Origin of the sequence: Clostridium sp. 1001283B150210_160208_E6 (assembly GCF_015669365.1) — a bacterium.
Classification (GTDB): Bacteria; Bacillota; Clostridia; order Clostridiales; family Clostridiaceae; genus Clostridium; species Clostridium paraputrificum.
Window position 1 is genome coordinate 1 of record NZ_JADPAA010000023.1, and the last position, 26,040, is coordinate 26,040.

Annotated in this window: 22 protein-coding genes; 18 read left to right on the forward strand and 4 right to left on the reverse strand. The window is 29.7% G+C overall.

The annotated features are described in order from the left end of the window. Nucleotides 1–98: 98 nt before the first annotated feature. From I4V16_RS17675 to I4V16_RS16465, 3 genes are read right to left on the reverse strand one after another with little or no spacing between them, the layout of a single operon-like run. A complete protein-coding gene (locus I4V16_RS17675) occupies nucleotides 99–2,930 on the reverse strand; it encodes a sigma 54-interacting transcriptional regulator (protein WP_195966934.1) in 2,832 nt (943 codons plus the stop codon). A gap of 5 nt (nucleotides 2,931–2,935) precedes the next feature. Beyond that, a complete protein-coding gene (locus I4V16_RS16460; RefSeq protein WP_049178282.1) occupies nucleotides 2,936–4,063 on the reverse strand; it encodes an anaerobic sulfatase maturase in 1,128 nt (375 codons plus the stop codon). 16 nt (nucleotides 4,064–4,079) lie between these two features. Beyond that, nucleotides 4,080–4,859, reverse strand: coding sequence for a sulfite exporter TauE/SafE family protein (locus tag I4V16_RS16465; RefSeq protein WP_049178281.1), 780 nt, complete (start codon nucleotides 4,857–4,859; stop codon nucleotides 4,080–4,082). A gap of 274 nt (nucleotides 4,860–5,133) precedes the next feature. Between I4V16_RS16465 and I4V16_RS16470 the strand changes: the two genes are divergently transcribed. The 11 genes from I4V16_RS16470 to I4V16_RS16520 all read left to right on the forward strand — a co-directional run bounded on the left by I4V16_RS16470 (nucleotide 5,134) and on the right by I4V16_RS16520 (nucleotide 16,754). After that, nucleotides 5,134–5,565 (forward strand): PTS sugar transporter subunit IIA, encoded by a 432-nt coding sequence (locus I4V16_RS16470; RefSeq protein WP_049178280.1) that lies wholly within the window; start codon nucleotides 5,134–5,136, stop codon nucleotides 5,563–5,565. Nucleotides 5,566–5,587: 22 nt separating this feature from the next. Continuing rightward, nucleotides 5,588–6,058, forward strand: coding sequence for a PTS sugar transporter subunit IIB (locus I4V16_RS16475; RefSeq protein ID WP_049178279.1), 471 nt, complete (start codon nucleotides 5,588–5,590; stop codon nucleotides 6,056–6,058). 34 nt (nucleotides 6,059–6,092) lie between these two features. Beyond that, a complete protein-coding gene (locus tag I4V16_RS16480) occupies nucleotides 6,093–6,896 on the forward strand; it encodes a PTS sugar transporter subunit IIC (protein ID WP_027096726.1) in 804 nt (267 codons plus the stop codon). Next, nucleotides 6,896–7,708 (forward strand): PTS system mannose/fructose/sorbose family transporter subunit IID, encoded by an 813-nt coding sequence (locus tag I4V16_RS16485; RefSeq protein ID WP_049178278.1) that lies wholly within the window; start codon nucleotides 6,896–6,898, stop codon nucleotides 7,706–7,708. The genes I4V16_RS16480 and I4V16_RS16485 overlap by 1 nt, the downstream gene beginning before the upstream one ends. Nucleotides 7,709–7,839: 131 nt before the next feature. Beyond that, nucleotides 7,840–9,318, forward strand: a complete 1,479-nt coding sequence (locus I4V16_RS16490; protein ID WP_195966935.1) for a sulfatase — start codon at nucleotides 7,840–7,842, stop codon at nucleotides 9,316–9,318. A gap of 15 nt (nucleotides 9,319–9,333) precedes the next feature. Next, entirely contained in the window at nucleotides 9,334–9,762 is a 429-nt protein-coding gene (lacA, locus tag I4V16_RS16495) for a galactose-6-phosphate isomerase subunit LacA (protein WP_027096723.1), read from the forward strand. A gap of 12 nt (nucleotides 9,763–9,774) precedes the next feature. Further along, a complete protein-coding gene (gene lacB / locus I4V16_RS16500) occupies nucleotides 9,775–10,290 on the forward strand; it encodes a galactose-6-phosphate isomerase subunit LacB (protein ID WP_027096722.1) in 516 nt (171 codons plus the stop codon). A gap of 17 nt (nucleotides 10,291–10,307) precedes the next feature. Beyond that, complete coding sequence (locus I4V16_RS16505; protein ID WP_049178275.1) at nucleotides 10,308–11,162, forward strand: tagatose bisphosphate family class II aldolase; 855 nt, start codon at nucleotides 10,308–10,310, stop codon at nucleotides 11,160–11,162. An 18-nt stretch (nucleotides 11,163–11,180) separates the two neighbouring features. Continuing rightward, entirely contained in the window at nucleotides 11,181–12,110 is a 930-nt protein-coding gene (gene pfkB / locus I4V16_RS16510; protein ID WP_195573152.1) for a 1-phosphofructokinase, read from the forward strand. 149 nt (nucleotides 12,111–12,259) lie between these two features. After that, a complete protein-coding gene (locus I4V16_RS16515) occupies nucleotides 12,260–15,925 on the forward strand; it encodes a LamG-like jellyroll fold domain-containing protein (protein WP_195573150.1) in 3,666 nt (1,221 codons plus the stop codon). A 316-nt stretch (nucleotides 15,926–16,241) separates the two neighbouring features. Then, nucleotides 16,242–16,754 (forward strand): AAA family ATPase, encoded by a 513-nt coding sequence (locus tag I4V16_RS16520; protein WP_195573148.1) that lies wholly within the window; start codon nucleotides 16,242–16,244, stop codon nucleotides 16,752–16,754. Between the two features lie 614 nt (nucleotides 16,755–17,368). Here the strand turns inward: I4V16_RS16520 and I4V16_RS16525 are convergent. After that, a complete protein-coding gene (locus I4V16_RS16525) occupies nucleotides 17,369–17,857 on the reverse strand; it encodes a DUF4883 family protein (protein WP_099329679.1) in 489 nt (162 codons plus the stop codon). 275 nt (nucleotides 17,858–18,132) lie between these two features. Here I4V16_RS16525 and I4V16_RS16530 point away from each other — a divergent pair, with 275 nt between their 5' ends. The 7 genes from I4V16_RS16530 (at nucleotide 18,133) to I4V16_RS16560 (ending at nucleotide 25,953) form a co-directional block, all read left to right on the forward strand. After that, the gene (locus I4V16_RS16530; protein WP_049178269.1) at nucleotides 18,133–19,152 is read left to right on the forward strand and encodes a pyruvate kinase; all 1,020 of its coding nucleotides are present in this window, start codon (nucleotides 18,133–18,135) and stop codon (nucleotides 19,150–19,152) included. A 248-nt stretch (nucleotides 19,153–19,400) separates the two neighbouring features. Then, the gene (locus tag I4V16_RS16535) at nucleotides 19,401–21,371 is read left to right on the forward strand and encodes a methyl-accepting chemotaxis protein (RefSeq protein ID WP_195966936.1); all 1,971 of its coding nucleotides are present in this window, start codon (nucleotides 19,401–19,403) and stop codon (nucleotides 21,369–21,371) included. A 92-nt stretch (nucleotides 21,372–21,463) separates the two neighbouring features. After that, on the forward strand, nucleotides 21,464–22,261 hold the full coding sequence (locus I4V16_RS16540) for a nuclease-related domain-containing protein (protein ID WP_195573144.1): 798 nt from the start codon (nucleotides 21,464–21,466) through the stop codon (nucleotides 22,259–22,261). 153 nt (nucleotides 22,262–22,414) lie between these two features. Then, complete coding sequence (locus I4V16_RS16545; RefSeq protein ID WP_049178264.1) at nucleotides 22,415–23,761, forward strand: 6-phospho-beta-glucosidase; 1,347 nt, start codon at nucleotides 22,415–22,417, stop codon at nucleotides 23,759–23,761. Nucleotides 23,762–23,871: 110 nt separating this feature from the next. Then, nucleotides 23,872–24,603: a MurR/RpiR family transcriptional regulator gene (locus I4V16_RS16550; protein ID WP_195573142.1), complete on the forward strand. Its 732-nt coding sequence runs from the start codon at nucleotides 23,872–23,874 to the stop codon at nucleotides 24,601–24,603. Nucleotides 24,604–24,751: 148 nt separating this feature from the next. Beyond that, nucleotides 24,752–24,907: a zinc-ribbon domain-containing protein gene (locus I4V16_RS16555; protein WP_027096711.1), complete on the forward strand. Its 156-nt coding sequence runs from the start codon at nucleotides 24,752–24,754 to the stop codon at nucleotides 24,905–24,907. 206 nt (nucleotides 24,908–25,113) lie between these two features. Beyond that, on the forward strand, nucleotides 25,114–25,953 hold the full coding sequence (locus I4V16_RS16560) for a DegV family protein (protein ID WP_049178262.1): 840 nt from the start codon (nucleotides 25,114–25,116) through the stop codon (nucleotides 25,951–25,953). Nucleotides 25,954–26,040 lie beyond the last annotated feature (87 nt).

Here is a 26,040-nt window from a genome sequence, read left to right on the forward strand (position 1 = left end):
AACCGCCGTATACCGAACGGTACGTACGGTGGTGTGAGAGGACGCTAAATAAAATAATTATTTAGCTCCTACTCGATTGTATATATAACTTTAAATTTTTATGTTGTAGCTTGTTTATAAGCATCCTTTACTATTTCACATATATAGTAAAGCTCATTTGTTGGGATTGTTATATTAAAGTTATCAGTTAATTCTTCAAGTGCTTTATTTGTTATATTTACATACCTTTCATTATTTATAATATAGCTAGACATTTCTTCCTGAGAGGTTAAAATAAAGTCCTTAAGTAAAATTCTTTCTATAGCACAGGATAAATGAATAAAGATTTTTGTTATGCTAGAATTTGTTAATACAATTTCTAAATTCTTTTCGATAACATTTATAAAGTTAAATACAAGTGGTTTTATCTTATATGCTGAGAATATAGTTAAATACTTATCTACAGCATCACAAGTAATATTTATTGCTATATCCTTTGTTAATGTTGTAACTATTTTATTTTCATTATTTTTATTTTGTACTCCTATTAAAGAAAGAAGTTTATTAACACCATTGTGCAATACGATATCCTCTAAAGATATAAATGGAATATCGTTTGTTTCTGGGTTTATACTACCTACAATAGCTATGGTTTTCTTATCAATAGATGTTCGATGTATTATATCTCTAAGCTGAGTTTTACTTTCTAGATTTAATGGAATTATTTCTATATCATAAATATTATTTTCTTTTAATATATTTTTTAAGTTGTAATGAAGATAGTTTGCTACACCTTCACCTGAATTACAGACAGTATATATTAATCTCTTTTTATTTATTGAAAGGTGATTTTCTATTTTTTTATTAAAGCTATAAGATAGTTTGTTATTCATTCCTATTAAATCATGAAGTATATCATCCATATCGCTCTTTAAAAATATAGACTTTCTAATAGCTTCGATAACTAATAATATATTCGTTGAATTAACAGTTACAATATTTATTCCAGTTTTCTCTTTTATGACTTCATCAAGAGTAGTTAGTGACCCCATATCAGCAAATAAAATTAATCCTCTTTTAAAGGTTCCAGGTTTTAACTTTTCTAAGAATAGGGGTAATATCTTACTTGCATCTTCGGTAAGAGGCATATCAATAGCTAAAGCAAAATTAATGCTAAGTAAGTCATTAGCAACATCTGCTATATTACTAGCTAAAGATTCTCCATGGGCAGCTATCATAATACCTACAGAATCAAAACTTTCTTTAGATTTTAAAGAATCTATTATAATTATTAGATTGTGAAGTTCCTCAGTTGGACAGTATATATTAAATTTAACTTCAAGGGTTTTAACAATCTTTTTGCAAACTGATTGAATTTCTAAAGGTATATCTAATAAGTCTTTAGTTTTAGAAATTTGTTTAGTATCGCTATCGTAGTCTTTTAAATTTTTAAGATATAAAGCAAGTGCTGCATAGGAACTTCTATCAATTATAAGATTTAAATCATCATATAAAATATCAGATAGAGTAGATATTATTTCTGATGTCTCATCATCTAAAAAATCTGGATACATTTTTTGTAATGTAAGATTTTTTGCTATTAGTTGAGTATAATCAGAAAAAGTTTTCTTAATATCTACATTATCCTCTCCTAAGATATTTAATTGATTATTATAGAATTTTACAAAGTCATATGTTGGTGTTGGAGCCGTTTTAAAGATTTGGCTTCCAGGTGAAAATTTATATTCATTTTTATCTAAAAGAAGTTCAACCTTTTGTCTAGTTGAGATCTCTATGTTAGATAGAGTGTTATTGGTATAAAGTGGTAATGAATCTTTGGTTATATGAACTTTATCTAAGTTGTTGAGTCTACTATCTAAATATGATCTAGCAACGGATAGTTGAATGTCACTTGCTAGTTGACCGATATTTCCATGAGGATTATATAGCATTAAGTCTGATAAACAGTTTTTATCAACATGTATTGGCATATTTATTTTTTTAGACTCAGCACTATATAAATTGTTAACTAGCATTAGTTTTTCACTTAAGGTTCTCTCTTTAAGACTAGGAATTCTTATTGATGATGGTATTCTCCTTAGGAAAGTTGTAAGCAGCATAGAGTTAGGATTTTCTGTTGTAGCTGCTATTATTAGAACCTTAGCAGTTCTCTCCGAAGAAGTTTCTCCAAGTCTTCTAAATTTTTGTTTATCAATATATAAGAAGAGCATTTCTTGCCCCTCTGGAGGAAGTCTATGAATTTCGTCTAAAAATAAAACACCACCATCAGCTTCTTCTATTAACCCTTTTTTATCAGTATCTGCGCCAGTATATGCTCCTTTAACAGTACCAAATAATTGAGCAACTAGTAGATTTGGATTATTAGCATAGTCGGCACAGTTAAATACCACAAAAGAGGAGTTTTTGTTAAACACATTATTTTGTACACCATACTCATACATGATTTCAGCAAATAGACTTTTACCAACACCAGACTCTCCAAGAAGTATAGTATGAAGTCCATTAGGATAAAGTATTGATGATTTACCTAACTTTACTATACCTGCTAAACTATGATTTGAACCTATTAATTTGTTAAAAGGATCTAAGTTATTAGTATTATTAACTTCTTTCTCATTTGAAGAATCTAAAATTGGCACTAAATCTGCTAAAGAAGAGCATTTTAGACATTCGTCATCTAAAATGATTTGAAATATATTTTCAAAGTGCTCTCTATCAAAATACTTAGTGGGTTTTCCTTTAATTTTTATAAGTAAACCATCTTTATATAGTTTATTTAAATCCGAAGAGGCATTATTTCTAAGTATACTAAGTCTTTCAGCTATATCTAAAGAGGAAACGCCTAAAGTTGAATTTTCCTTTATATCGTGAATAGTAACGTTTTCACAAAAATCCTCAATATATTTTTTTATGACCTCAATTCTTAACACCTAATCTACCTCCTAAAAGAAGAATTCTTAATTATAAGTGCTAGATGTCTAAATTTATCTAATGAATATGAATAGAAGTTATAGTAGGCTTCACAGAAATAATTAAGATTATCTTTTTGGTTTTCTCTATGACGTCTACAACCACCTCTACAAATTGATATATATTTGCATGACTTACATTTAGCACTAATTTCAGTGGATTCTTTTAAAAAGTTAATTGTTCCTTCATTTTTATGAATGTCATCAAAGGAGTCTTTAAGTATATTTCCAATATTGTAATTTTCATAGGTGTAAAAATCGCATGGATATACTGAACCATCACTTTCAATAATATGTTGACATGAGCATACTCCTCTCATATCACAAGCTTCGTAGTCTTGATTTAAGAATAGTCCTAATATATTATCAAATAATCTTATACTTACATAATTATTGTTTAATGCATCTTTATACCATAGATCAAATATTTTAATGAGAAATTTCTCATACTCTTTAGGGGTAAGTGAATATTTTTCTAAAGTCATAGAAGTATTTTCTAAGGGTTCTAAACAAGGATTAAATTGAATATATTTATAGTCATTTTTCTTGTAGAAGTTATAAATACCTTCAACCTTTTTACATAAAGCTGAAGTTATAACAGTAAGAATATTAAAGTCAACATCGTATTTTCTTAATATAGTAATACCTTTATTAACGCTATTAAAACTACCATCATTTTTATAATCAAGTCTGTTTAAATTATGAATATCCTTATTTCCGTCCAGAGAAATACCAACAAGAAATTTATTTTCTTTTAAGAATTCTCCCCATTCATCATTCAGTAGTGTACCGTTTGTTTGAATTGAGAATGAGAAGCTTGTACTATTGGTTATTTCTTTAGTGTATTTAATAAGCTCTTTATAAAATTCTAGGCCCACAAGAGTAGATTCTCCTCCTTGAAAACCTATAGAACAATGACCACCATTACAATAGTCAGCAGCTTTTAAAACGATTTCTTTAAGAGTAGAAAGTGGCATGAAGCCATAGTCTTTTATATCTCTTGCATCAGCAATAGAGTGATAGAAACAGTATTTACACTTTAAGTTACATTTACTAGATGACGGTTTTATCATTAGACTTAAATTTCTTTTCATTTTTTCCCCTCCCATATTAAATAAATACTGAAAGAATATTATAGAAATTTAAAATAATTAAGGCTATTAATACCACATTAAATACTTTTAGAATAGTTTCACTTGAATATAGCTTATTAAACCTAGAACCTATTATTCCTCCTAGGATTCCGCCCACAACCATAAATGGTAGCATGCTTAAGTCAAATCCACTGAAGCCAGAAGAAGTTGCAACGGTTACTAGCTTTGAAGCTTGAGAAAATAATATAGTTATTATTGAATTAACAGCTGCTTCCTTTGTATTCATTGAGAAGAATATTGTAAGAACACAAACGTTTATTGGTCCTCCTCCTATACTTAAGAAAGATGCTATTGCTCCTAAAAGCAGTCCTATTGCTATACATGCTACAGAATTTTCTATGTGATAGCTTTTAAATTTATCTTTATTATTCATGTATATGTATACAAGAATTAGTAGTATAGCTAGTACAAAGTTTTGGATTACTGTAACTGTTGTTGGTTGCATTAAGGTTAAAATGAACTTTACTAGTTTTTCTCCTATAAGACCTCCAAAGATTGAACCTATACCAATAAGTACAGTTTTTCTTACTTCGATTTTAAATTTATAACGTACTTGCTTGATTATAGAAACTATAGCCATAGAAAAAACAGTGAATGACGATAATACACTTATTGTTGATAAGTTATAGTCGCCTAAGAAATCTAGAATGGGCTTGATTATTACCCCGCCACCAAGACCTGCCATTGAACCTAGGGTCGTAGCCCCTAAAGCAATAAATAAGTAAAGTAAATTCATTTGTTCTTCCTCCCATTCAAACTTTTGTGCAAAAATCTATACTATCTATATTAATTTCAATTTCTATAATTTTCAAGCAGATTTCTAACTTATTAGAAAATAAAAAAATATTAATTTATGTGAAGAGTATTATATTGATACTCGTAAACAGTATCATTTTTTTATAAAGAGTATTAATGAGTATTATACCTATTTGAAAACGTTATAAATACTTGCGATACTAATTTTGGCACGGTACTTGCTTTAAATAAAGGCATAAGGAGGGAGTACATAAATGAAAGAAATAGGAATCATATTAATAAGTCATGGGCATTTTGCAGAGTATGCAATGAAAAGTGCTGAAATGATAGTTGGGAAACAAGAGAAGTATAAAATAGTTTCGGTTACTGATGATAAGGATTTAGAAAATGTTTTAGAGGAGCTTAGAGAAGCTTATAAAGAGTTAAAAGATGAAAGAGAAGTAATTATTCTAGCAGATATATTTGGAGGGACTCCATGTAACGCTAGTTCAAGAATGATATTAGATGGGTGCGATGTAGTAGTTTATACAGGATTTAATTTACCGGTTCTATTAGAACTATTATTAAACAGAGAGTTACCAACTGAAGCAATTAAAGAAAAATTAGAAGAGGTTTATAAAGAAACATTTATAGATATAAACAAGAAGTTATCAGTAAAAGAAGAAGAGGAAGAAATAGCTTTATAGAGAGTTTAAGGAGGAAATAAAAATGGGTGTTAAATTAGTAAGAATTGATGACAGATTAATACATGGACAAGTTTGTTCAACTTGGATTGGAGACTATGGCATAGAACAAGTACTAATAATTAATGATAAGGTAAGCAAGGATCCAGTACAAAAATCAGTAGTAGGACTTGCAGCTCCAGCAGGAGTAAGAGTTTTAGTATTTGGTGTAGATCAATTTATAGAAGTATTAAAGAAGAATCCGATAAAGAAGGATACTTTACTATTATTTACAACATCAACAGATGTATTAAAAGTAGTGAATGGTGGATTAGAAATTAAAAAGGTAAATGCTGGAGGAATGAGATACAACGAAACTAGAAAGAGACTTACAAAGTCAATTTCAGTAACGCCTGAAGAAGAAAATGCATTTAAAGAACTTATGGATAAAGGCATTGAAGTATTTGTACAAATGGTACCTAAAGATGACGTAGTATACATGAAGGATCTTATTTAAAATTTATAAATAAATTAAAAAAGGAGAGGTTATTATGTTAATCAAAGCATTATTAGTAGCTGTTTGGGCAGGTATATGTGCATGGGACCAATATGGACCACATTTAGGTTTCAGAAAACCATTACTTGCAGGTGCAGTAACAGGACTTATTTTAGGTGATTTAACTCAAGGTCTTATAATTGGAGCAACATTAGAATTAATGTGGTTAGGAGTAAACAACGTAGGTTCTTATGTTCCACCAGATGTTATTTCAGGTTCAGTAGTTGGTGTAGCAATTGGTATTTTATCAGGCGGTGGAGAAGCAACTGGTGTAGCTGTTGCAATTCCAGTTTCATTATTAGTTCAACAACTTGATATGTTATGTAAAACTATTAGTATTTCTCTAGTACACAAAGCAGATAAAATCGCTGAAACAGGTGACTTTGATAAGATTGACAAGCTTCAATATATGGGTGGTGGCTTAATTTTTTTAAGTAGAGCAGTGCCAACATTTATAGCTGTATTTTTAGGAGCAAGTGCAATTGACTCTATTATGGCAGCAATACCAGCAAGCGTAATGACCGGTTTAACAGTTGCATCAAAAGCAATTCCAGCAGTAGGTATAGCAATGTTATTGACTATGATGCTTAAAAAGAATATGTGGATGTTCTTAATACTAGGATTCACATTAACTGCATACTTAAATTTACCTACATTAGCATTAGCATTAATCGGTGCATGTTTCGCAGGTGTTTATGACTTAATAATGAACAATAAACAAAAAGAATCATCTGTTAATAAAGCAGCGACAGTATCTGTTGAAGTAGAAGAAGGTGTAGAAGGAGGCTGGGATCTATAATGGCTAACTTAATTGATAAAAAGGATTTAAAGAAAGTATTTTGGAGATCACAAATATGTCAATTCTCTCATAACTATGAAAGAATGCAAAGTTTAAGTACAGTTTATATATTAAAGCCAATATTTAAGAAGCTTTATAAAGATAAATCAAAAGAAGAAAGAGCTAATGCTATGAAGAGACACTTAGAGTATTTCAATACTCATCCAATAGCAATGCCTTTCATCTTAGGTATCGTAGCAGCCATGGAAGAGACAACAGATGAAGATCAAAAAGAGTCAGTAATCTCAATGAAGACAAGTTTAATGGGTCCTTTAGCTGGTATTGGAGACAGTATGCTTAACTTCACATGGATGCCTATCGCAGGATCAATTGGTGCGGCATTCGCTTTAGATGGAAACATATTAGGTGCAATATTAATGTTCTTAATGATTAACTGTTTATACTTCCCGTTAAAGTACTACGGTGTAACTAAAGGTTATTCTAAAGGGATGGAAGTTTTAGGCGGAGAAGATAACGGAAAAGGTATATTTGATAGATTAGCTAATATGGCTAACGTTCTTGGAGTTATTGTTGTTGGTGGATTAATTGCAACAACTGTAAAAGTAACACTTGGTGTTCAAATTGCAGCAGGAGAAAATCCGTTAATGTTACAAGAAATGCTTGATAAAGTAATGCCAAATTTACTTCCATTAGCATTAACATTCCTTTGTTACTATCTATTAAAGAAATCTAACGGTAAGAATGCTGTTTGGGTAATATTCGGAGTATTAATAATAGCAGTATTATTGTCAATGGCTGGAATTATAGTATAGAAGTGAAAGAATATGTGAACTTAAAAATTTAAGGTCACACCTAAAAATTATTGTAGACAAGCTGATAAGTATATTATTGCTTGTCTACAATAATATGAATTAAAACTTAGTAAACTTGGAGGAGATTTTATATGAGAACAGTCGTAGTTTTAATGGATACGTTAAAGAGAAATATGATGGAAGTCTACAATAATGAAACTTGGGTAAAGACTCCTAATATAACTAAATTCTCTAAGGAAGCAGTTACATTTGATAATCATTGGGTTGGATCTGCTCCATGTATGCCTGCAAGAAGAGATATACTTACTGGACGTTTAAACTTTTTAGAAAGATCTTGGGGGCCAATAGAACCATTTGATATAACACTTCCTAAAGTATTAGCAGAAAAGAATGTATTTAGTCACATAGTAACAGACCATCCTCACTATTTTAGATTAGGTGGAGAGGATTATGTTCAACAATTCTCTACTTGGGACTTCTATAGAGGACAAGAAGGAGATCCATGGATATCAAAAATTGATGATCCATCATTTATGCCAGATGATTATTATGGAAAATTAAGAAGACAATATCAATGGAACAGAACAAAGTGGGAAAGACAAGAAGATGAATATCCAACTCCTAAGACATTTAATGCAGCCTGTGAATGGCTTGAAGATAATAAGGAACATGATGATTTCTTCTTGATGGTAGAAACTTTTGATCCACATGAACCATTTGATGTTCCAGAGGAATATATGAAGATGTATGGGTGTGAATATGAAGGTCCATATTTTGAAACACCAAATTATAAAGAAGTTGATGTACCAGATGATGCCTTAGACTATATAAATAAGAGATATGCTGCATTACTTACAATGACAGATAAACATTTTGGAAAATTAATAGATAAATTAAAGGCTCTTAATATATATGAAGATACATTAGTTATAGTAACTACAGACCATGGATATTTCTTAGGTGAGAGGAATTACTTTGGTAAGAATTATATGCATATGTACAATGAGTTAGCTCACATTCCTTTATTAGTACATTTCCCAGGAGGAAAGATGGCAGGAGAAAGAGTAAAGGTATTAACTCAAAATATTGATATTATGCCAACAGTTCTAGATTATTCAGGAGTAGAAATTCCAGAAGATGTTCAAGGAACTTCGTGGAAACCAATTCCTGAAGGTGGAGAATATAACAGGGAGTATGCTTTATATGGTTACCATGGAATAGCAATGAATGTTACAGATGGTGAACATACATATTTTAGAGCACCTAATAAAGAAAATAAGCCATGCTTTGAATATACATGCATACCAACAACAATTAGAAAGTATTTAGGAAAAGGAAGAGAGAAGGAAATAGAAATGGGTAGGTTCTTAAAGAGAACAGATTATCCTGTTTATAAAATTCCAATAGAAAATCCTTCAATACTAGATAATGTTGATGATGCTTTGAAATATACTTCTGAAAGTAAGTTGTTTAATATAGTTGAAGACTATCCTCAAGTAAATCCAATAAAGGATGAAACTTTAGAAAACAAATATATTGACCTTTTAAAAAGAGGATTAGAAGAAATGGATGCTCCAAAAGAGCAATTTGAAAGACTAAATCTAAAATAGTAGGAGGAAAATTCGATGAAAGTAATAATTGCATCAGATAGCAAAAGTGTAGAATTTAAAAATGGTATAAAGGAAGACTTACTTAACAAAGGTTATGAAGTCATAGATAAAACAGAAGGAAAAGAAGTTGATTTTTATGATGCCTCAAATTTAGTATGTGAAGCAATTCTTAACAAGGAAGGGGTAAGAGGTATCGTAGTAGATGAATATGGTACAGGCTCCTTTAATGTATGTGCAAAACATAAGTATATAGTATGTGCACAAGTAGCTGATGAACATTCAGCTAAGATGACTAGAGACCATAATAATACTTCAATAATAACAATGGGTTCTAAGGTTACAAGCCTAGAAATTGGAAAAAGAATTTCAGAAAAATTCGTTTCATCTGAATACTCAGGTGGAAGACATCAAATAAGAGTAGATATGTTAAATAAAATGGCATAGGAGGAAAAAGAAATGATTATATCAGTTGGATGTGACCATATAGTTACACATGTTAAAAATAGCGTAGTTGAATATTTAAAGTCAAAGGGGCATGAAGTTATAGATAATGGTACTTACGACCATGTAAGAACTCACTATCCAATATACGGAAAAGCTACTGCTGAAAAAGTAGTAAATGGAGAAGCAGATTTAGGAATAGTAATCTGTGGTACAGGAGTTGGTATAACTAATTCAGCAGCTAAGATTAAGGGCGCTAGAGTTGCTCTAGTAAGAGATGTTGAAACAGCAAGATATTCCAAAGAAGAATTAAACATAAATATTCTTGGTTTTGGTGGAAGAATTACAGGTATTGGCTTAATGGAAAATATTATTGATGTATTCTTAGAAACTGAATACAAGCCAACAGAAGAAAACAAGAAGTTAATTGAAAAGATAGATAATATGATAGAAAAAGATTATGCAAATGGTGATGAACATTATTTTGATGAGTTCAATGAGAAGTGGGAAAGAGGAGAATATCACGATTAATATTTAGGGGGATAAAAATGAGTATACTATCAACAAGACAAATGCTTTTAAATGCACAAAGAGATGGATATGCCGTTCCAGCATTCAATATACACAATCTGGAGACATTACAAGTAGTTGTAGATACAGCTGTTGAAATGAGATCACCAGTAATAATTGCGGGGACGCCTTCAACAATTGAATATGCAGGTGCTGAATACATAAATGCAATGGCAGAAGTAGCAGCCCATAAATATGATATTCCAATAGCAATTCATTTAGATCATTTTGAAGATGTAGAGGCTATAAAGAGAAATATAGACATTGGATTTAAATCATGTATGATAGATGCATCAAAGCTAGAGTTTGAAAAGAACATTGCTAAGGTTAAGGAAGTAGTAGATTATGCTCATAAATTTGATGCTACAGTAGAAGCAGAACTTGGAAAATTAGGAGGACAAGAAGATGACTTAATTGTAGATGAAAAAGATGCAATGTATACAAACCCTAATGATGCAGCGGAGTTTGTAAAGAAAACTGGAATTGATTCTTTAGCAGTAGCTATAGGAACAGCTCATGGATTATATAAGGGTGAACCTAAGCTTGATTTTGAAAGATTAAAGGAAATAAGATCAAAAGTAGAGGTCCCACTAGTTTTACATGGAGCCTCAGATGTTCCAGATGAATTGGTAATGAAGGCTATTTCACTTGGAATATGTAAGGTTAATGTTGCAACAGACTTAAAGATTCCATTCTCAGGTGCATTAAAGGAATATTTCAGCAAACATCCAGAAGCTAATGATCCAAGAAAGTATATGACTCCTGGTAAAGAAGCAATGAAGAAAATAGTAGAACATAAGATACAAATTTGCGGTAGTGCAAATAGATATTAATAGAATAGGAAGTTAGATATGATATTAGTAGTAAATTTAAATGCATCTGTGGATAAAAGATATGAAATGAAGGAGCTTGAAAAAGGAACTGTAATGAGGGCTTTTAAGGTTGAAAACACACCTGGAGGTAAGGGAATACACGTTGCAAATGTAGCTACTATCTTAGGTGAAGAATGTATTGCAACAGGTTTCTTAGGTGGAAAAACTGGTGAATTTATTGAAGAAAAGTTAGTTGAGTATAATATAAATAGTGACTTTGTAAAAATAAATGGTGAAACAAGAGAATGTTTAGCTATAATTACAGAGGACTTAGCTCAAACTGAAATATTAGAACCAGGACCTGAAGTTTCTATGGAAGAACAAAATAAGTTCTTATTAAAATATAAAGAGTTAGTAAAAAGAAGCAATATTATTGTTGCCTCTGGTAGTGTACCAAGAAATATTCCTAAAAATTTCTATGGTGAATTAATTAGTATTGCTAATAAAAATAACAAGAAGTTTTTATTAGATACAAGTGGAGAACTTTTAGTAGAAGGTATAAAATCTAAGCCTTTCTTTATTAAACCTAATAGAGATGAAATAGAGGCATTAACAGGTAAAAGAATAGAAACTGATGAAGATGCTATTGAAGAAATTAAAAAGTTCCAAGAACAAGGAATAGAATTTGTAGTTATTTCTCTTGGAAGTAAGGGTTCAATAGCAGGTTATAAAGGAAGATTTTATAAAGTAAATGTTCCTAAAATAACAGCTGTAAATCCTGTTGGATCTGGTGATTCTTATGTTGGTGGTGTAGCTGTTGCCCTAGAAAGAGGCTATGGTATAGAAGATATATTAAGGTATGCTTCAGCTTGTGGTACAGCAAATGCTATGGAAGAAGAAACAGGATTCGTTAGAAAAGAGGTAGTGGAAGATTTATATAAAAAAATAACTGTAACTTTAGATAAATAGTATTAAATAAAAGTGATTGGTTAAATATTCAGTATTTATTGATTAAATTTAGATTCATCTTTAGTATTAGCGTAAAAACATGTATTAAAGATGAATCTTTTTTTAGTTAAGAGTTTAATTTATAACAAAAAATAAGGAGATGAAGAGGTTTGAGAAAGAAGAGAATATTAAATTTATTGTTATCGTTTACTTTGGCTGTATCATGTGTTTCTCCCATATCAGTGGTTAGCGCTAAGAATATTAAGGAAGATGTAAACATCGAAAAAAACTTAATAGGATATTGGGATTTTAATGAAGGCTCACTAATTAACAAAGCTAATAGTGATAAGAATGGAGAGCTTATAGGGCAAGGAATATCTATTAAAGACTCAGATATGGGAAAATCACTTTATTTTGGTAGTGATTCTGATAGTTATATGAAGGTTCCTGAGTTTATAAATACTGGTGTGAAACCATACACAATATCAATGTGGTACAAGTATGATGAGAATTTAGCAACTCATAATAATACTGTATTAGCTCAACAAGATGGTAATGGTAGATCATTATTATTATTAACTTCTACTAATAAATATAGAAGTTTTGTTAACGCACAAAATGTAGATAGTAATTCAGATGTAGATATAAGTATTTGGCAACATGTATCAATGACAATAGATCCAGAATCTAATAAAATAAAGTACTATATAAATGGTAAATTTGACTCAGAAAAAGATGCAGGAAGTAATAAAGTAGATACATTAACAAGTTTATTAATAGGAAGGCATAAAAATGGTGGAAAAGATCCAGATTCAATGAAAGGGGAAATAGATGAGGTTCGTGTATATGATAGAATCATAAATGATAGTGAAGCGAAGGCTATATATGAATCAGTAAAATCACCTAATAAAACAATTGAAGATAATCTAATAGGACATTGGAACTTTGATGATGGAAATGTAGACAACTTACTTGGAGATAAAGATGGAAAATTAATAGGTAATAATGTAGCTATAGGAAAATCAAGCAACGAAGAATTAGGAAATTCATTAATCTTTAATAAAGGTAATGATAGTAGTTTAAAGATTGATAGTTTTATTAATACTGGTAAAAATCCATATTCATTCTCTTTATGGTATAAAACTGAAGAAATTAGTGAAAAAAATCATACAGCCATATTACAACAAGGGGAAGCTGGCAAATCTTTATTAACACTTCGCCTAGATAATAAGTATGGTTCATATGTTAATGGTACAGATGTTTTATCAACCAATACAGTAACTAAGGGAACTTGGCAAAATGTTATTATAACTACTGATCCTAAGTCAAATAAAGTTAAGTATTACATTAATGGAGAACTTGATGGGGAATATGATGCTGGAGATAACTCAGTTGATGAGATGACTAGCTTAATAATAGGAAATCATAAAAATCCTAATGGAGAAAATCCACAACAATTTGTAGGAGAAATAGATGAAATTAGGGTATATGACTATGCAATTGGTAAGGATATAGCAAAAGAAATATATGAAGATAAAGTAGATAAAAACGTAAAATTAAAATTAAATCCAAATGAAGTTGAACGTTTAATTGATCGTGCTACTTTTGGAATTAATCATAGATATTCATTTAATGGATATGGAAGCTTTGACTCTGAAACAGGAAAGATGAAAGAAGACTTTACAGAGCTTTATAGAAATGCAAATTTTGGTTCTCTAAGATATCCAGGTGGTACTATCTCAAATTTATTTAGATGGAAAGACTCTATAGGAGATTCATCTAATAGAAAAAATCAAATTCATGGATTCTATAGTGCAGCTAAAGGAATAGAGCCTAACTTTGGATTAGGAGAAGTAGCTACATTTGCTGATGAAAACAATTCAGAGATAGTTTATGTATATGGATTAGGTAGAGGTTCAGCACAAGATGCTGCAGACTTAGTTGAATATCTTAATGCTGAAGTAGGTACAAATCCAAATGGGGGAATCGAATGGGCAAAGGTTCGTGAGAAAAATGGACATTATAAGCCTTATAATGTAAGATTCTTTGAAATTGGTAATGAAATGAACCAAGGTGGAGGTGATGGGTCAACTTCACAAATGTATTGGACTGCTTATGACGGAGATCCTCTAGATCATTATATTAATGGTGGAACTATAAATATAAAAAAGCAAGAAGTTGTAGAACCAGAAGAATGGAATGCATCAACAGCTAAGAGTAATGGCGAGCCTAACCAAGTTAAGTATATGAGATATGCTAATACAATACCAGGTAGAGGAACTGATACTCAAGAGGATTATAGAAAAGATGAATTTACTGCAGTAAAAAAAGACTCAGTACATGTATATGTTAATGATGTTGAATGGACTATAGTAGAAAATATTAAAAATGCTGGTGCTGAAAATGTAGTAGAAGTTAATTACTTTAATGGGGAACTATTATTTGGTGATGGAGTAAATGGAAACATACCTAAAGAAGGTGCTACTATAAAAGTATCATATACAGTTGAAAAAGATGGATTTGTCCAAGTGTCACAAGCAATGAGAGATACAATTAAGCAAATAAATGAATTATCTGGAACTGATAAAGAAATTCAGGTATATTCAAGTTTTGAAACAGAAGGTTTTGTAAAAACTATGGATCAAAATAATTATAATGATTTATATGATGGTTTAACTATACATCCATACTCAGGTACTCCAACAGGTTCAGGAGAAGATTTTTATGATTCTGCAATGAAGCTAGCAGATAAAAATGGTATTGCTCATGTTCAGAAATACGTTGATTTAATGCCAGAAGGAAAGGTGCCTGTAATTTCTGAATTTGGTATATTTAGATCTACTAATCCACTATTAAGATCTCAGACACATGCTGTATATATAGCTAAATGTTTAATGGAATATGTAAGATTAGGTAGTCCATATATTCAAAAACATTGTTTAGTAGATTGGTACAGTGAAGGTGCAGATTCATTAGGACCAACACAACAAGCTGTAATACAAGCAGTACCTCAAGAGGGGGCTGATACATCAACTGGTGAAGGTAATTATAAGTTTTTCTCAACACCTTCTGCCCATGTATTTGAAATGTTAAATGGAATGTTTGGTAATGAGATTATAAGTAGTAACTTCAGTTATATGCCTAAGTTTGCTGGCACTGTTGATGTATTCAATGCATTAGCTAGTAAGGATGAAGAAGGTAATATTTATTTAGCTGTAGTTAATCTAGATAAGAATGAGAAAAGAAATATAGAAGTTCAAGTTGATGGTGTAGACTTAACTAATAAGGTAGTTGATGTGCAGAAGCTTGCTGGAGATTCATTTAGTGAAGAAAATACTTTAGATAATCCTAATAATGTTGAAATAGAAAAATCCAAATTTGTAGTAGATAATGAAGGTATGAATTTAGAATTAGATCCTCATTCATTTACTATATTAAAAATAAATAATGAAGGGGCACAATTAGTTGATAAGTCACAATTAGAGGATTTAGTTAAAAGTTGTGAAGGTAAGAATGAAGCAGATTATACAGTAGAATCATGGTCAAAATTTAATGATGCTTTAAATGAAGCAAAGTTGGTATTAAATAATCCAGATGCAACTCAAGAGGAAGTTGATAATGTCGTTAATAGTTTAAAAAATACTTTATCTAATTTGAAAGAGATAGAGAAGGAAACACCAAAAGATGAAGATAATAATAATGCAGGTAAAGAAGAGAATGATAATGAAGGTAGTAATCCACCAAAAACTGGAGATGTATCTTCACCTATTATGGCCTTAGCTTCAATACTTACATTAAGTGGAGTATATTTATTTAAGAATAGAAAACATAAGTGATTATAGTAATACCTAAATAATTATGTTAATAAATTTTAGCGATTCTAGGTATTTATTATTTAAGGATTAACTTGGAATTGGGCTATTGGAGATTCTCCAGTAGCCTTTTTTGGTTACAATAAATATCAAAATAAGGATTGTTAAAAATTTTCTATTATAAATAATTAGTAATACTATTTTTATTAGATGTGGTGCGTAATATGTAGAAAGTACGACATAAGTGTTCTTTGAAAATTGAATAATACAGTATTTGAAAAAGATGATATAATAGCATTAAGTTACAGATAGATAAATTAGAAGTTGGAGATAGAATATTATGATTATATTGATAACAGGTGCATCGCACACAGGTAAGACTGTACTTGCTCAAAAACTACTTGAGAAATATAAGTATCCATATTTATCAATAGACCATTTGAAAATGGGGTTAATTCGTAGTGGCTATACCAAACTTACACCCGAAGATGATAATGAACTTACGGATTATTTGTGGCCCGTTATTCGTGAAATGATTAGAACTGCCATAGAGAACAAGCAAAATCTTATTGTCGAAGGGTGCTATATTCCTTTTGATTGGTCAAAGGACTTTGAAAAGGAATATCTTGAGCATATCAAATACTACTGTCTTGTAATGAGCGAGGATTATATAAAAAATCACTTTGCCAGTATAAAAATATATGCGGATGCCATAGAAAATCGTTTAGATGATGAATGGTGTACTATGGAAAATGTTTTAGAAGATAATGCACAGTTTTTGGAACTTGCTCAAAAGTACAATGTAAATTATGTGCTTATTGAAGATAAGTATGAGATAAATATTGATTTATAATGACAAATTCCAGTTTGTTGATTAGCTTATTGAAGAGATAAAGAGAAGAAAACTAAAAATGTGATAAAAATACTGTATTATTCAAAAAAGAATATGCAGTATTTTTTTGTAGCAATTCTAAGAAATTGTGCAATAGAAAAGTTACTTGGAAGAAAAAAGCTGAGGGGATTTACTCTAAACTTTTTTCATTACATGGTCATAGTAAAAGCAGATAGCATCCATTGGTTCTTTGTAACATAGATCATCTTTAGACATTACAAATTCTTTTTTTCTTCTAGCCATTTCAAACCTCCAAATTGTTTTTCTATAAATTTTATATGCAAAAAGATAAGTTGTTAACTTCTTAAGTTTTTAACAACTTAAGAAGTTAAGAAGATAAGAATTTAAGAAGTTATAGTAAAAATGCGGGGTTAAAAGGATTTTTATGAGATAAGTTCTAAAAATGCATATATTTTATTTGAAAATAATTTTTGGAGGGATTTATCATGGAAGATAAAATTAAATTGAGGGCTGAAGACTATGATCGCTACGATAAAAAGAAGATAGCTTTAGCTATAAAAAAATCTATTTTAATTAGAAAAGACCTGAATTCCAGGTCTTAAATGTTATAAGTATTATTGATTATACTTCCATTCATGTTCAATATGTGAGCAAAAGTCAAATAAATTATATCTATTAGGAACATCTTCAATATTAATAATATCTTCAGGATATATTCCATCCCAAGGAGAAACAGTTACTGTACTATTGCTATATATTTTTATTACATACTTTGAATCATCAAAGATAATTTTTAATTGATATGGTTCTTTTTCTTCTGGAATAACTCCATCAGTTTTATAGTTATCTTTAGATAAGGAACGAATAAAGTTCTCTATAATATCGTTATCCTCTTCCTTATTAATAGGAACAGTTTTATAGAAATTAGTGTTGAATAATTCTAAAGAATACTCTTCATCATTAAGAAGCTTTGAATATATTTCTTTAGTGTAAAAATCAGGAGAAGATTTTTCGCTAAAGTTTATGTATTTAGGATCACTAAAGGAACATCCTTGTAACAAAAGTGATAGTATAAGAAAAATGTATATTGTAAATTTCTTCATAAGAAAACCTCCATAACATAAGTAGTTACTATATAAACTTATTCAGAATAATAGTTATTTAGAACAATACTAATATAAAATCACCTCTATAACATAATATGTAGCTATGTAGCATGTACCACAAATTTATAGTATTTAGTGATATTTATAAATATTAGGGAGTAATATAAACTGAAGTCTTAGCTTTAGATGAAGTTTTAGAGTTCTTTATCTGGTGGTAGCGTTATAGTAACTAGCCGTTAGATAAACTAGCATTAATATATAAGGAGGAGAAGATGTTAGTAATAGCTACAATAGGTCCTAGCACAAATGAAAAACTAATATTAAGAGATATTATTGATAGTGGAGCTAACATGATAAGATTAAATTTTTCTCATGGTAGATTAGATGAGTTTGAGGAAAACATAAATATTGCAAAAAGCATAAAAAGTGATATAAAAATAATGCAAGATTTGTCGGGAAGTAAAATAAGAGTATCTGATAAGTTACCTTATATAATTAAGCTATACAATGGAGAAGAAGTATTCTTTTGCGGAGAAGATTCTTATAAGAAAAGAGGATATAACTCTGCTTTTGGTAGCAAAAAAATAATACCGTTAAATATATCAAAGCGTATTTTAAATTCTAATAAAGTTAAAAGTATTTCAATGAAAGATAATACTATGAATTTTGAGGTTTTAGATAAAACAGATGAATGGATAAAAACTAAAGTTATAAAAGGAGGAGTGGTTAGAGCAGGAAAAGGATGCAATATAAAGGGATTGGATAGAAGTAAAATACCTTTATCATTAAAGGATAGAAAAGATATTTTATGGGGGATAAATCATAATGTAGACGTAGTATGTCAGTCTTTTGTTGAAAGCCCTAGTGATGTGAAGAAGGTAAAAAGTTATATTAAAGAAGTAAATAGGAACTTTAATCCTAAGATATGGGCTAAAGTTGAAACCCCTATAGGAATAAAAAATATTGATTATATACTTAAAGAAGTAGATGGAGTTGTAATAGGAAGAGGAGATCTTATTCCAGAAGGTAGCATAGAAGATACGCCAATATATGAAAATAAAGTAATTGAATCATGTGTGAAAAATAATAAAGAGGTTATAGTGGCCACTCATTTATTAAATAGTATGAAAAATGGTAGGAAAGCAGAATTACCAGAAGTAGAAAGTATATATAATTTTGTTAATTGTGGAGTAAGTGGGTTTTTGCTAGCTGGGGAAACTTCAATTGGGAAGGTTCCTATAAAGACAGTGGATTTCTTGACTAAGATAATAAAAAAATATTCAAAGGAGTAAATATGAATAAAAAGGGTGATAAAGCATATCTAATACCACTACTATGGTTTTCTTTGGGAGTTATAATTTTCTATACTCTATATAGAGTTATAAAATTATTTATTTAGTTTAACATTATATTCAAAATTATATGTGTTAAATATAAAAGATGGTATATATAATGAGAAATTTAATACAACTAATGAAATTTGTGGAAAAATAGTGTAGAATTTATATGTGGTATACAAAGGAAAGCGAGGACGATATGAATGAATATTGAGAATCTAAGAAAAACAAAGTCATTAAAAGCTAAGTTACTAAAGAGAATATTACCATTCGTTATAATTGGTAGTGTAGTTATTTCGTTGCAAGGATTACTTATATCTAGAGAAAGTACAATTAATACAAATACGAAATTAGTCACACAAATTTCAAAGCTTGCAGGAGAGTCAGTGAAAAGTACCATAAAATCTAACCTGGAATCTCTTGAAAGTATGGCCAATAACTCAGTATTGGTAAATGAAGAAATATCTTTAATTGAAAAATCAAAAGTGTTAAAACTTGATTCTGAAACTAAAGGTGATATTGAAATAGCGTATATAGATTATAGTGGACAAGCAATTTTTTCTGACGGTACAAGAAGAAATCTGAGGGATAAATCATTTTATCGTTTGTGTATGACAGGAGAGAGATATTCTTCGGATATATATAGTGAAGAAGGACAAGACGTAATAGATTATGCAGTTCCAGTTAAGAATGAAAAAGGTGTTACCTTAGGAGTGCTTTATGTAAAAAGAAGTGCAAATGATATAAAGAGGACTGTTGAATATTTACAGGTATTAGATTCTGGTAGAGTATATTTACTTAATTCAGCTAAGGATATAATTGGCTATGGTTCAAAGCTTCAAAATGATAATGGAATGTTAGCTATAAAAGATAGATTAAAAAATGATGAAAGTGGAACAGAGCAAATAGCTATTAATGGAGTAGAGAAATTTGTCACCTATGGAGCAATTTCGGGGACTAACCTATCTTTAATTATAAGTATAGATAATAGTGAAGTTATGTCTGCTAATATATTAGCAAGGAATACTAGTATTATAATATCCTTAATTGTACTTATTGTAATAACGTTAAGTATAGTTATTATTGCAAGACAAATTACAGGACAAATACAGTCTGTTGAGTCTGTATTAAATTCTTTATCTAAGGGAGATTTTACGGAGAAAATTTCTGATGACAATTTAAGTGATAAAACAGAAATTGGATCAATGTATAGAGCACTTTCTATAACACAAGAATCTATAGGGAATATGGTTAAAGATATTGCTACAAGTACAAATAGAATAGATGATAATTCTTCAAGTTTAGCAGCTGTATCAGAAGAGCAAAACTCTCTAACTGAAAATATAGTTAAGTCTATAGAGGATGTTGCATCTGGAGCAGCAAATCAAGCTTCTAATTTATCAGATATACTTAAAGAGTTAGAATCCTTTAGTGTAAAGGTAAATTCTATGACTAATTCAGTGAATGAGATTAATAAATCAGCATATTTAGTAGGTAATAAAGCTAATGATAGTAATTTAGAACTTAGTAATTTGGTTTCAAATATAGATCAGTTCAATCAAACATTTGAAGAATTTATATCATTAACTAAAAATATGACTGACGAGATTAGTAAAGTAAATGAAATGACAGGGATAATTAATAGTATAGCAGAGCAAACAAATCTTCTTGCGTTAAATGCAGCAATAGAAGCAGCTAGAGCAGGAGAAGCAGGAAAAGGGTTTGCAGTTGTTGCAGAAGAAGTCAGAAAGCTTGCAGAGGAAAGTCAAAATTCAGCAGGGGTTATAAATAGCATGGTAAAGTCTATATTAATAAGTACTAAAGAAATTGTTAATAATACAGATTTAATGAAGAAGGAATTAAACAATCAAGGAAATATAGTTAATGGAACAATTAAAGTATTTGAAGAAATTAGTGAAGCTGTAGACGGAATTGTGCCTCAAATAAAGAATATGACAGATGAGTTTCATGAGATAACAAGAAGTAAAGAAGAGATAATAACTAGAGTAGAAAATATATCTTACGTATCAGAAGAAATGTCAGCTACAGCTGAAGAAGTGGCTTCCTCATCAGAAGAACTTAATTCAGCTAGTAATGAAGTGTCAGGTGCAGCTCAAAATCTTACTGAACTTACTTCAACATTAAAGTTAGGAATATCAAAATATAAGTGTTAAAAACTGCCGAAAGGCAGTTTTTTTATTTGGTTTTATTAATGAATAAATTATATATAGGTGGATAGACTTAAAAATAAAAACTTGGAGGGGTCATGAAAGATAGTATTAAAAGGATTTATATATGTTTTTTTTCTTTTTTTCTAATATATTTAGTTTATAAGATGAGTACTTTATTATTGAAGCTAGGACTAGATAGTGCAGCTACTGAAATATTTTACATAATAGCTTCTCTATATTTAGGATATAGCTTAATACGCTATATGCAATATAGAAAATCATATTCCTTTGATGAACTAGAACTTTATAATAGAGTTAATAAAATATTTAGTAAAGTAGAAGGCAAGGTAACTCCGCTCCAAGGTGTTACTTTAAAAAAGGATGAAGTAAAAGGAAAATTAGACAGCATAATTGTAACCTCAAAGGGAGTATTTAATATTGTATCTTGCAGTTATATAGGAGATATAGAAATTAAAGAAGATGGAAACTGGTATAAAAGAGATAGAAGAGGAGGCTACATGATTAGTTCTCCTATAAATAAGGTAAAGAAGAATAGAGAAATCTTATCTAAAATATATGATGAAGAAGAAATAGTTGATGTAGTGTTACTTTTAAGTGATTATATTGAAATTGAGGGAGAAGAAAATTTCCCTGTAGCAATAGTGAAAAATGATGAGCTAAATGATTATATAAATGATTATGAGATAGAAGATGAATATGATGAAAGTGGACTATATGATAAGTTATATGTAACAATTGATAGTGAAAAAGATTTAGATGGAATAAAGGTTAATTATAAAAAATATATAGATGCAAAACTGCAATTTAGAAGTAGATTAGCTGCTGTATCTATATTTACAATTTTATATATACTAAACATTATATATAAATAGGTAAGTACGGAAAATTTATACTAAAAAAACATAATTACTGAAATCAGTTACAACTTACAGTAACATGTCACAAAACCTAAAACAAATATATTATTTTCATTCAAATGTGGTATCCTAAGTGTAGAGAAAAAATGTGGTAGGAGGAATGGTTTTATGAAAAAAGATGGAATCAAAATTGTTACTATCGGTGGAGGATCAAGTTATACTCCAGAATTAGTTGAAGGGTTTATAAAGAGATATAATGAACTACCAGTAAGAGAATTATGGTTAGTAGATGTTGAAGCAGGAAAACATAAGTTAGAAATTGTTGGAGAGCTTGCTAAGAGAATGGTTGAAAAAGCAGGTGTTCCAATGGAAATTCACCTAACTTTAGATAGAAGAGAAGCTCTTAAGGATGCAGATTTTGTTACTACTCAATTAAGAGTTGGATTATTAGATGCAAGAATTAAGGATGAAAGAATCCCATTAAGTCATGGACTTATAGGTCAAGAAACAAACGGTGCTGGAGGAATGTTTAAAGCACTTAGAACAATTCCTGTAATCTTAGACATAGATAAGGATATGGCTGAATTATGTCCAAACGCTTTCTTAATTAACTTTACAAATCCAGCTGGTATGGTTACAGAAGCTTTATTAAGATATGGTAAAAACAAAAAGGTTATAGGTCTTTGTAATGTTCCAATAAATATGGAAAAAGCAGCAGCTAATATGTTAGGTGTTGACCATAGCAGAATAAGAATGGACTTCGTAGGATTAAACCATATGGTTTATGGTAAAAAGATATTCTTAGATGGTTCAGATGTTACAAACCAAGTGGTAGATGCTATTGCAGATGGTAAAATGGGAGCAATAGTTAAAAATATTAAAGACTTTGAATGGGATGCAGATTTCATAAAATCATTAGGAATGATGCCATGTCCATATCATAAATATTACTATGAAACTCAAGAAATGCTTGAAAGTGAATTAAAGGAATTTGCTAAAGGCGAAACAAGAGCAGAAGTAGTTAAGAGATTAGAAGATGATTTATTCAAATTATATGATGATCCAAATCTAGATATTAAACCACCACAATTAGAAAAGAGAGGTGGAGCATTATATTCAGATGCTGCATGTAGATTAATTAATTCTATCTACAACGATAAAGGAGATATACAACCTGTAGATTGCAGAAATAATGGTGCAATTGAAGGTCTTGATGATGATTCAGCTGTAGAAGTTTCTTGTGTTATAACTAAGGAAGGACCAAGACCACTTGCAATGGGTAAATTACCTCTACAAGTTACAGGATTAGTTCAAGAAATCAAGAACTTTGAAAAGTTAGTAATAGAAGCAGCTGTAACAGGAGATTATCATACTGCATTAATGGCAATGTCAATGAATCCATTAGTACCTTCAGATAAGATGGCTAAAATCTTATTAGATGAACTACTAGTAGCTCATAAAGATTATTTACCACAATTTAAGGATGAAATAGCTAAGATTGAATCAGCAAAATAATAGATTTCTAAAAGAAGACTTGAAATTCAAGTCTTCTTTTTTTGATTTACTAATCTACATAATACTTGTTATAATAATAGATAAGTATTTGAAGATGAGGTTTAGTATATATGTTTAATTATGAGAATATTGAGAGTTTAAACGACTTAGAGTTATCCTTGTATAATTACATAATTAAAATTAAAGACAGAGTAGTGGATATGACAATTAGAGAAGTAGCTAGTGAAGCTCATGTTTCAACGACAACTGTTTTAAGGTTATGTAAAAAGCTTGGTTTTGATGGATTTTCTGAGTTTAAAATTAAATTTAAGCTTAATATTGAGGAAGAAAAGTTAAGTAAAGTTAGTGATGAAACTAGTGAGTTAATTAATTTTCTTCAATGTGTTGAAAATAGTAAATTAGATAAAAAAGTAGAAGAACTAAGTGAAATGATGAAAAAGGCTGAGAATATTATTTTTATTGGAAATGGTACATCAGGAGTATTAAGTCAGTATGCAGCTAGGTTCCTATCTTCTCTTGGTAAGTTTGCAGTTTATATGGATGATCCATATTTTCCAATGAACTCAAAATATTATGAAAATAGTATGGTTATAGCTTTATCTGTATCAGGTGAAACTAGAATAATAATTGAGTTTATAAATAAACTTAGAAGTGAAGGATGTAATATAGCTAGTATAACTAATACTGGGGATTGTACAATAGCTAAGATATCTGATATTAATTTAGCATATTATATTAAGGAGTCTAAGGTTGGCAATAATAATATAACTTCCCAATTACCTGTATTATATATAGTTGAAAGATTAGGAAAAAAAGTTATGGATAAAAAAATAATATTGTGATTGATTTTAATAAAATCATATGCTATAATAGTCTATGTTGAAAGAACTAAATATAAAGAATTTCATTATGATAAGTACAATTTCTCCTTTAGAAATTATATGAGTCAATATTGGATCTTTAAAAATTTTTAAAAGGAGGAATTTCAATATGCAAGATAAAGTAATCGTATGTAAAGATTGTGGTCAAGAATTCACTTTCACAGTAGGTGAACAAGAATTCTACAAAGAAAAGGGATTCGATAACGAACCAGTTAGATGCCCAGCTTGTAGAAGAGCTAGAAAGCAACAAAACAACAGAAGATAGTTTTGTTAAGTAAAGAGCTAATTTTATTAGCTCTTTTTTTGTTGTATATGAAAGTATAAAATTTTATAATTTCCTTACCTTTCTGTTACCAAAAATTAGTTGATAAGGAATATATTTTGATTGACAAACTATTTTTAACATGATAATCTAAAACAAATAGTATCTAAAACTACATGTTTTAGACTTACGAAAAATGGAGGGGTATTATGATTAGAATAGTTGCAGATTCATCAACTTTATATTCAGTGTCGGAGGGGAAAACAAAAGGTATCAATATAGCACCATTGTCGGTAACTATTGATAATAGAACATATAAAGAATTTGAAGAAATACAATCAAAGGAATTTGTTGAAATAATAAAAGAAGGACATTTACCAATGTCTTCACAACCATCTATAGGGGATGTGTTAGAAATATATAACAGTTATCCAGATGATGAAATTATAAATATAACTATGGCAGATGGATTATCTGGAACTTATAATTCAGCCTGTATGGCTGCACAAATGTTAGACAACCCTGAAAGAGTTTCAGTAATAAACTCAAAGACTCTATGTGGTCCACATAGATACATTATAGATGTTGTGGTAAAATTAGTTGAGATGAATAAAACAAGATCAGAAATAGTGGATATAGTAAATGAGATGATAGAAAACTCAAAATCATTTTTAATGCCAAATGATTTTGATTACTTGGTAAGAGGAGGAAGACTTTCTCCCTTAGTTGGTAAGGTAGGAAAGGTAATGAAGTTAGTACCGGTAATGACGCTGACTGAAGACTGTAAAAAACTTACTAAATTTGCTACTAAGAGAACTTTTTCAAAGGGAATAGAAACAATATGTAACTCATTTATAGAATCAGGTGTAAATGAAGGATATAAGATTTATATAACACACGGATGCACTGAAGAGTTAGCTAATAATGCAAAAAAGATAATATTAGATAATATTCCTAATGCAGATGTTGAATTGTTTGAATTATCACCAGTGTTTATAACTCAAGGTGGACCAGGATGTTTAGCAATTCAAATGATTAAAAAGTATTAAACTTAAATAGGATAGTGTAAAGTTTTGTATGAAAAAATAGCCTATGGCTAGTTCTGAATAATAATAAAAAAAAAGACTTTATACCAT